This window comes from Streptomyces sp. UNOB3_S3, assembly GCF_020740895.1.
In the GTDB taxonomy this organism is placed as follows: domain Bacteria; phylum Actinomycetota; class Actinomycetes; order Streptomycetales; family Streptomycetaceae; genus Streptomyces.
The window spans coordinates 1-8,595 of record NZ_JAILXP010000310.1 but is presented as its reverse complement, the minus strand read 5'-3'; the positions used below and the strand labels follow the sequence as shown (position 1 = coordinate 8,595).

Genomic DNA, 8,595 nt, shown 5'->3' with positions numbered 1-8,595 from the left:
GTCCCAGACTCCAGGCATCGGCGCGGGGGCCGGGTGCCCGAGGTTAACGGGGGTGGGCACCCGGGACCCGGGGACGCCGAAGGGCCGCCGTCCCGAGCGGGGGGAGCGGCGGCCCTTCCGAGAATGTGAACCCGCGTAGGCGGGCCCGCGTGACTACATGACGCGGACGGCGCCCGTGGGCGGGGAGTAGCTCAGGCTGCGCTCGGCGACACCCGTGCTCGGGTTCTGCGCGCCGATGAACTTGCCACCGCCGATGTAGACGGCGACGTGGTACGCGCTGCCCGCGGAGCCCCAGTAGAGGATGTCGCCGACCTGGAGGTTGTCGAGACCCACCTGGGTGCCGGCGGTCGACTGGTCCTGCGAGACGCGCGGCAGGTCGATGCCGATCTGGTTGTACGCGGCCTGGACCAGGCCGGAGCAGTCGTACGCGGAGGAGCCGGTGGCGCCCATGATGTACGCCTTGCCGACCTGCTTCTCCAGGAAGCTGACCAGGGTGGCGGCGTTGCCCGAGGCGTGGGAGCCGGTGCTGGAGCCGGAGGTCGACTTCGTGCCCAGGTCCGTGCGGTCGCTGTCGCGCGAGGCGCGGTCCTGCTCGGCGCGCTTGGCCTCGGCCTCGGCGGCCTTGCGCTCGGCCTCGGCCTTGCGCTCCGCCTCGTCCTTGACCTTCTTGGCCTGGGCCTTGGCGACGTCGACGGCCTCGTCGACCTCCGCGCGGATCTGGGTGTCCATGGCCGCCTGCTGCGTGGCGACCGCGCTCTGCGCGATGGAGGTGGAGAGGGCCGCGTTGAACGCGGGGATCTCCATCTCCTGGGTCGCCTCGGCCGGCTTCTCGGCGGTGGCGGTCGCGGCGGACGCGGTGCCGGCCACAGCCAGGGTGCTGAGGACGCCACCGGCCACACCCGTGCGGACGACCCAGGACTGGGTCGCCGGGCGACGGTGCTTCCGGTGGCTGGTTATATGCGCGTTCGGGGACATGGGACAACGGACTATCAGTCCGCGCAGGTTGAGTTCAAGATAAGTGACCTGCGCCACAATTGACGTGTACGCGCTTGGAAATCACGCCTTTTGATCACGGAGAGGTTACGGCGCGAGGGGTGCCCGAACGGGCGATCAAGCGCCTCAGCATGGCATTTGGCCATCGGCGACGTCCGCCGGGCGTCTTATCACCTTTACGGCTCGGCCGTCGAGGCTACCCATGAAATCCGGCCGCCGAACCCCCTCGCGCGTGGCGCAACTCACGTATCGCGCGTCCGTCCGGTCTCTCGGGGCGGGCTTGTGAAGCGACGCGCGTACCGGGTGCCGGGGCGGGGGTCCGGGCGCCGGTTCGGTGACGGTCCGTAGGGCACTCGTCGGCCACCCGGATGTCGTCCGAGGGGTGCCCGGGTCGGGTGACGCGGAGAGGGGTGCCCGTTCGTCGTCCCCTCAGGGGGTGACGACCCCTTATCAGTTGACTGCCCCTCATGCCAATTTGCCCGATCACGCCATGGCTTGATAATGGCGCACCCGCTCCGACCAGCGCCCGAGCCCCCGAATGTCACCTCTGGTGATCACTCAACCGCTTCGCGTGTGAAGATCACCCATCATCCGACTTAATGATCGTTCGTCAGGTGGTGGAGATCACAAACGCGGTCGTGTACGCCGTGTCGCAGATCACAGACCGGCGGGCATAGGATGCAGTCGACCCGGGCTTGTGAACTGCCTCACATATTGGTGATCTTCGTGGGCCTCCTTCGTGGACCCGTGGACCGCCGTCGCCGGGTCCGGTCAGCCAGCAGTCAGCGTCGACAGACTGGAAGGAGCGAGGAGCGGTGAACGCCTATGCGCCCATCCTCGTACTGGGAGCCCTCGGTGCGGGCTTCGCGATCTTCTCCGTGGTCGTGGGCTCGCTCGTGGGGCCCAAGCGTTACAACCGCGCCAAGCTCGAGGCGTACGAATGCGGCATCGAGCCGACCCCGCACCCGGCCGGTGGCGGCCGCTTCCCGATCAAGTACTACCTGACGGCGATGCTCTTCATCGTCTTCGACATCGAGGTCGTCTTCCTCTACCCCTGGGCGGTCACCTTCGACTCCCTGGGGCTGTTCGGGCTCGTGGAGATGCTCCTCTTCGTGCTCACCGTCTTCGTCGCCTACGCCTATGTATGGCGGCGCGGCGGCCTGGAATGGGACTAGGGGGCTCGTCGCATGGGACTCGAGGAGAAGCTGCCGAGCGGCTTTCTGCTGACATCCGTCGAACAGGCCGCGGGATGGGTGCGCAAGGCGTCCGTCTTCCCCGCCACTTTCGGTCTGGCCTGCTGTGCCATCGAGATGATGACGACGGGAGCGGGGCGCTATGACCTCGCCCGCTTCGGCATGGAGGTCTTCCGGGGCTCGCCCCGCCAGGCCGATCTGATGATCGTGGCGGGCCGGGTGAGCCAGAAGATGGCGCCCGTGCTGCGTCAGGTCTACGACCAGATGCCCAGCCCCAAGTGGGTGATCTCCATGGGGGTCTGCGCGTCCAGCGGCGGCATGTTCAACAACTACGCGGTCGTACAGGGCGTCGACCACATCGTGCCGGTCGACATCTATCTGCCCGGCTGCCCGCCCCGGCCCGAGATGCTCATGGACGCGATCCTCAAGCTGCACAAGAAGATCCAGCACGAGAAGCTCGGCGCGCAGCGCGCGGAGGCGGAGGCCGAGGCGGAGAAGACGGCCCTCAAGGCCCTGCCCCTCATCGACATGAAGGGGCTGCTGCGATGAGCGAGCCGAACGCCGACGGCAAGGACGGCAAGAACAACGGGGCTCCCGGCCCCAAGGCCCCCAACGGCGTCAACCCCGACAAGGACCTCGGCGCCCAGAACCTGCCCGGCCAGCGCCTGGACCACGGTGAGGTCATCGGCGTCCGGCACGGCATGTTCGGCGCGAACAACGGCGGCGACACCACCGGCTACGGCCGGCTCGTCCGCACCGTACGGCTGCCGGGCGAGGCCACCCGTCCGTACGGGGGGTGGTTCGACGAGGTGGCGGACGAGCTGGAAGGGGCCCTGGAGGAGCAGGGGCTGGTCCCGGAGAACGCGATCGAGAAGACCGTGGTCGACCGGGACGAGCTCACCTTCCATATCGCCCGTGAGCACCTGCCGCGCGTCGCCCGGACGCTGCGGGACGACCCGGCGCTCCGCTTCGAGCTGTGCACCGGGGTCAGCGGGGTGCACCTCCCCGGGGACAAGGGGCGTGAGCTGCACGCCGTCTACCACCTGCGCTCGATCACCCACAACCGGCTGATCCGGCTGGAGGTGGGCGTCCCCGACGCCGATCCGCACATCCCGTCGATCGTCGACGTCTATCCGACGAACGACTGGCACGAGCGCGAGACCTACGACTTCTTCGGGCTGATCTTCGACGGCCACCCCGCGCTCACGCGGATCATGATGCCGGACGACTGGCAGGGCTTCCCGCAGCGCAAGGACTATCCCCTCGGCGGCATCCCCGTCGAGTACAAGGGCGCCCGGATCCCGGCCCCGGACCAGCGGAGGTCGTACTCGTGATGTCCACCCCCAATGGCACCGCCAACGAGACCCCGCACGAGAGCGAGACCCCCGCCGGCGCGCGCGAGACCACCGAGGGGACCGTCTACACCGTCACCGGCGGCGACTGGAACGAGATCGCCGCTGCCGCCAAGCGGGCCGACGACGAGCGCATCGTCGTCAACATGGGTCCCCAGCACCCCTCCACCCATGGGGTGCTCCGGCTGATCCTGGAGATCGACGGCGAGACGGTCACCGAGGCCCGCTGCGGCATCGGTTATCTCCACACCGGCATCGAGAAGAACCTGGAGTTCCGCAACTGGACCCAGGGCACCACCTTTGTGACGCGCATGGACTACCTCACGCCGTTCTTCAACGAGACGGCGTACTGCCTGGGCGTGGAGCGGCTGCTCGGCATCGAGGAACAGATCCCCGACCGGGCCTCCGTCATCCGGGTGATGCTCATGGAGCTGAACCGAATCTCCTCCCACCTGGTGGCCATCGCCACCGGCGGCATGGAGCTCGGTGCCACCACGATCATGATCTATGGCTTCCGCGACCGCGAGATGGTCCTCGACGTCTTCGAGCTCATCACCGGCCTGCGGATGAACCACGCGTACGTCCGCCCCGGCGGCCTCGCCCAGGACCTGCCGCCCGGCGCGGTCGACCAGGTCCGCGAGTTCGTCAAGAAGATGCGCCGGAACCTCCCCGAGTACGACAAGCTCGCCACCGGCAACCCCATCTTCAAGGGCCGGATGGAGGGCATCGGCCACCTCGACCTCACCGGCTGCATGGCGCTGGGCGCCACCGGGCCGATCCTGCGTTCCGCCGGGCTCCCGCACGACCTGCGCAAGGCGCAGCCCTACTGCGGCTACGAGAACTACGACTTCGACGTGGCGACCGCCGACACCTGCGACGCCTACGGCCGTTTCCTGATCCGGCTGGAGGAGATGCGGCAGTCGCTGCGGATCGTCGAGCAGTGCCTGGACCGGCTCCAGCCCGGGCCGGTCATGGTCGCCGACAAGAAGATCGCCTGGCCCGCGCAGCTGGCGCTGGGGCCGGACGGGCTGGGCAACTCCCTGGACCACATCAAGAAGATCATGGGCACCTCGATGGAGGCCCTGATCCACCACTTCAAGCTGGTGACGGAGGGCTTCCGGGTACCGCCGGGGCAGACGTACGTCGCCGTGGAGTCCCCCAAGGGGGAGCTGGGCGTGCACGTCGTCAGCGACGGCGGCACCCGCCCCTACCGGGTCCACTTCCGGGACCCCTCCTTCACCAACCTCCAGGCCATGGCGGCGATGTGCGAGGGCGGCATGGTCGCCGACGTGATCGTGGCGGTGGCATCGATTGACCCTGTGATGGGAGGCGTCGACCGGTGAGTGACGTCAGCCTGGGGATGCCCTCGCTCCCCGCCCCCGACTATCCCGCCGACGTACGCGCCCGGCTGGACGCGGACGCCGACGAGGTGATCGCCCGCTATCCCGACAGCCGCAGTGCGCTGCTGCCGCTGCTGCACCTGGTGCAGGCCGAGGACGGGCACGTCACCCGGACCGGCATCCGGTTCTGCGCCGAGCGGCTCGGGCTCACCACGGCCGAGGTCACGGCGGTCTCGACCTTCTACACGATGTACCGGCGCGCGCCCGGGGGCGACTACCAGGTCGGGGTGTGCACCAACACCCTGTGCGCGGTGCTCGGCGGCGACGCCATCTTCGACGAGCTCAAGCGGCATCTGGGCGTCGGCAACGGCGGGACCACCGCCGACGGCAAGGTCACCCTGGAGCACATCGAGTGCAACGCGGCCTGCGACTACGCGCCCGTGATGATGGTCAACTGGGAGTTCTTCGACAACCAGACGCCCGAGAGCGCCAAACGGCTCGTCGACGACCTCCGTGCCGGCCGCCCCGTCGAGCCCACGCGCGGGGCGCCCCTGTGCACGTACAAGGAGACGGCCCGCATCCTGGCCGGCTTCCCCGATCAGCGGCCCGGCGCGGTCGAGGCGAGCGGCGGGGCCGGGCACGCCTCGCTGGCGGGGCTCCGGCTGGCCAGGGGCGAGGGCGCGCACCGCGTGGGCCCGCCCCGGACCGCCCCCACGGACGCCGGCCCCGGGCAGCGGCAGACATCCGAGGAGGGGGAGGGATGACCATGGCGCCCGAGATCTTCGAGACCAGTCCCGAGAAGCTGCTCTCACCCGTCCTCAGCGCCTTCTGGGACGAGCCCCGGTCCTGGACGCTGGAGACGTATCTGCGCCACGAGGGCTACGAGGGCGCGCGCAAGGCCCTCGCGATGACCCCCGACGACGTCATCGCGTATGTGAAGGACTCCGGGCTGCGCGGCCGCGGCGGCGCCGGCTTCCCCACCGGGATGAAGTGGCAGTTCATCCCCCAGGGCGACGGCAAGCCGCACTACCTCGTCGTCAACGCGGACGAGTCCGAGCCCGGCACCTGCAAGGACATCCCCCTCCTCTTCGCCAATCCCCACTCCCTCATCGAGGGCATGGTGATCGCCTGCTGGGCAATCCGCTCCAGCCGCGCGTTCATCTATCTGCGCGGCGAGACCGTCCCCGTGCTCCGCCGGCTGCACGAGGCCGTGCGCGAGGCGTACGCGGCGGGCTATCTCGGTCGGAACATCCTGGGCAGCGGACTCGACCTCGACGTCACCGTGCACGCGGGGGCGGGCGCCTATATCTGCGGCGAGGAGACCGCCCTGCTCGACTCGCTGGAGGGCCGCCGCGGCCAGCCCCGGCTCCGGCCCCCCTTCCCCGCGGTCGAAGGCCTCTACGCCTGCCCCACAGTGGTGAACAACGTCGAATCCATCGCGTCGGTTCCCGCGATCCTGGGCCGGGGCAAGGAATGGTTCCGTTCGATGGGCAGCGAGAAGTCGCCCGGCTTCACGCTGTACTCCCTCAGCGGCCATGTCGCCAACCCCGGCCAGTACGAGGGCCCGTTGGGCATCACCCTCGGTCAACTGCTGGGCATGAGCGGTGGGATGCGGCCGGGCCACCGGCTCAAGTTCTGGACGCCCGGCGGCTCCTCGACCCCCCTGCTGACCGACGAACACCTCGACGTCCCCCTGGACTACGAGGGCGTGGGCGCGGCCGGGTCGATGCTCGGCACCAAGGCCCTCCAGTGCTTCGACGAGACGACCTGCGTCGTCCGCGCCGTCACCCGCTGGACCGAGTTCTACGCCCACGAGTCCTGCGGCAAGTGCACGCCCTGCCGTGAAGGCACCTACTGGCTCGTCCAGTTGCTCCGTGACATCGAGGCCGGCAAGGGGCGGATGGGCGACCTCGACAAGCTCGCCGACATCGCCGACAACATCAACGGCAAGTCCTTCTGCGCGCTGGGCGACGGCGCCGCCAGCCCGATCTTCTCCTCGCTGAAGTACTTCCGCGAGGAGTACGAGCAGCACATCAAGGGCAAGGGCTGCCCCTTCGACCCGGACAGGTCGACCGTGTGGGCCGACGGTCCCGCCACCAACCAGCACGCTCACCTGGGGGTGAACGCATGACAGTGACCACGTCCGCCCCCTCCGGAGGAGGGAACGCGGCCGTCCCGCCGGAGGACCTGGTGTCCGTCACCATCGACGGCATCCAGCTCTCCGTGCCGAAGGGCACCCTCGTCATCCGGGCGGCCGAGCTGCTGGGCATCGAGATCCCGCGCTTCTGCGACCATCCGCTGCTGGATCCGGCGGGCGCGTGCAGACAGTGCATCGTCGAGGTCGAGGGCCAGCGCAAGCCCATGGCCTCCTGCACCATCACCTGCACCGACGGCATGGTGGTGAAGACCCAGCTCACCTCGCCCGTCGCCGAGAAGGCGCAGCGCGGCGTGATGGAGCTGCTGCTCATCAACCACCCGCTGGACTGCCCCGTCTGCGACAAGGGCGGCGAGTGCCCCCTGCAGAACCAGGCCATGTCGGCCGGGCAGGCGGACAGCCGCTTCGAGGGCCGCAAGCGCACCTACGAGAAGCCGGTGCCCATCTCCACGCAGATCCTGCTGGACCGCGAGCGCTGTGTGCTGTGCGCGCGCTGCACCCGCTTCTCCAACGAGATCGCGGGCGACCCCATGATCGAGCTGCTGGAGCGCGGCGCGCTGGAGCAGGTCGGCACGGGCGAAGGCGACCCCTTCCAGTCGTACTTCTCCGGCAACACCATCCAGATCTGCCCGGTGGGCGCGCTCACCTCGGCGGCGTACCGATTCCGCGCCCGCCCCTTCGACCTGGTCTCCTCCCCGTCGGTGTGCGAGCACTGCGCGGGCGGCTGCGCGCTGCGCACCGACCACCGGCGCGGCAAGGTGCTGCGCCGGCTGGCCGCGGAGGACCCCGGGGTCAACGAGGAATGGGTGTGCGACAAGGGCCGCTTCGCCTTCCGCTACGCCCAGCGGCCGGAGCGCTTCGACACCCCGCTCGTCCGGGACGCGGACGGCGTCCTGACGCCGGCGAGCTGGCCGGAGGCCCTGGAGACCGCCGCCCGGGGCCTCGCGGCCGCGCGCGGCCGGGCCGGGGTGCTGACCGGCGGCAGGCTGACGGTGGAGGACGCGTACGCCTACGCCAAGTTCGCCCGCGTCGCCCTCGGCACCCACGACGTCGACTTCCGGGCGCGGACCCACAGCGGTGAGGAGGCCGACTTCCTCGCGGCCCACGTCGCCGGGCACGGCCGGGACCTCGACGGCTCGGGGGCGACGTACACGGCCCTGGAGCAGGCGCCCGCCGTGCTGCTCGTGGGGCTGGAGGCCGAGGAGGAGGCGCCGGGCGTCTTCCTGCGGCTGCGCAAGGCGTGGCGCAAGCGCGGGCTGCGCCTCTTCGCGCTGGCCACCTACGCGACCCGGGGCCTTGAGAAGGCGGGCGGCACGCTGCTGCCGGCCGCGCCGGGCACGGAGCCGGAGTGGCTGCGGGCGCTGGCGGCCGCGTCGGGCCTGGACGCGGCCGGGCGGGCGGCGTCGGACGCGCTGCGCGCGCCGGGCGCGCTGATCCTCGTCGGCGAGCGGCTGGCCGGGGTGCCCGGCGGGCTGACGGCCGCCGTGGCGGCGGCCGGGGCGACGGGCGCGCGGCTGGTGTGGCTGCCGCGCCGGGCGGGCGAGCGGGGCGCGCTGGAGGCG

The 8,595-nt window shown here is 70.4% G+C and carries 8 protein-coding genes; 7 read left to right on the top strand and 1 reads right to left on the bottom strand.

The window, feature by feature from the left end; genetic code table 11:
• Positions 1-153: 153 nt before the first annotated feature.
• Complete coding sequence (locus K6I33_RS26910; RefSeq protein WP_229357124.1) at positions 154-975, bottom strand: C40 family peptidase; 822 nt, start codon at positions 973-975, stop codon at positions 154-156.
• Positions 976-1,808: 833 nt separating this feature from the next.
• Between K6I33_RS26910 and K6I33_RS26905 the strand changes: the two genes are divergently transcribed.
• The 7 genes from K6I33_RS26905 to K6I33_RS26875 all read left to right on the top strand — a co-directional run.
• Positions 1,809-2,168 carry an NADH-quinone oxidoreductase subunit A gene (locus tag K6I33_RS26905; RefSeq protein ID WP_126914770.1) on the top strand — a complete coding sequence of 120 codons (360 nt, stop codon included), beginning with the start codon at positions 1,809-1,811 and terminating at the stop codon, positions 2,166-2,168.
• Positions 2,169-2,180: 12 nt separating this feature from the next.
• Positions 2,181-2,735 carry an NADH-quinone oxidoreductase subunit B family protein gene (locus tag K6I33_RS26900; protein ID WP_229357123.1) on the top strand — a complete coding sequence of 185 codons (555 nt, stop codon included), beginning with the start codon at positions 2,181-2,183 and terminating at the stop codon, positions 2,733-2,735.
• Complete coding sequence (locus K6I33_RS26895) at positions 2,732-3,520, top strand: NADH-quinone oxidoreductase subunit C (RefSeq protein ID WP_229357122.1); 789 nt, start codon at positions 2,732-2,734, stop codon at positions 3,518-3,520. Before K6I33_RS26900 ends, K6I33_RS26895 begins: the two co-directional genes overlap by 4 nt.
• Entirely contained in the window at positions 3,520-4,881 is a 1,362-nt protein-coding gene (locus tag K6I33_RS26890) for an NADH-quinone oxidoreductase subunit D (protein WP_229357121.1), read from the top strand. Before K6I33_RS26895 ends, K6I33_RS26890 begins: the two co-directional genes overlap by 1 nt.
• Positions 4,878-5,642 (top strand): NADH-quinone oxidoreductase subunit NuoE, encoded by a 765-nt coding sequence (gene nuoE / locus K6I33_RS26885; RefSeq protein WP_229357120.1) that lies wholly within the window; start codon positions 4,878-4,880, stop codon positions 5,640-5,642. The genes K6I33_RS26890 and nuoE overlap by 4 nt, the downstream gene beginning before the upstream one ends.
• On the top strand, positions 5,639-7,009 hold the full coding sequence (nuoF, locus tag K6I33_RS26880) for an NADH-quinone oxidoreductase subunit NuoF (RefSeq protein ID WP_229357119.1): 1,371 nt from the start codon (positions 5,639-5,641) through the stop codon (positions 7,007-7,009). Before nuoE ends, nuoF begins: the two co-directional genes overlap by 4 nt.
• On the top strand, positions 7,006-8,595 hold a 1,590-nt coding region (locus tag K6I33_RS26875), incomplete at its 3' end, for an NADH-quinone oxidoreductase subunit G (RefSeq protein ID WP_229357118.1). The genes nuoF and K6I33_RS26875, both read left to right, overlap by 4 nt.

What these genes read in the sequence shown, in the direction of transcription:
- K6I33_RS26895 (WP_229357122.1), top strand. Translation starts at nt 2,732, where the DNA reads ATGAGCGAGCCGAACGCCGACGGCAAGGACGGCAAGAACAACGGGGCT.
- K6I33_RS26900 (WP_229357123.1), top strand. Translation starts at nt 2,181, where the DNA reads ATGGGACTCGAGGAGAAGCTGCCGAGCGGCTTTCTGCTGACATCCGTC.
- K6I33_RS26890 (WP_229357121.1), top strand. Translation starts at nt 3,520, where the DNA reads ATGTCCACCCCCAATGGCACCGCCAACGAGACCCCGCACGAGAGCGAG.
- nuoF (WP_229357119.1), top strand. Translation starts at nt 5,639, where the DNA reads ATGACCATGGCGCCCGAGATCTTCGAGACCAGTCCCGAGAAGCTGCTC.
- K6I33_RS26910 (WP_229357124.1), bottom strand. Translation starts at nt 975, where the DNA reads ATGTCCCCGAACGCGCATATAACCAGCCACCGGAAGCACCGTCGCCCG.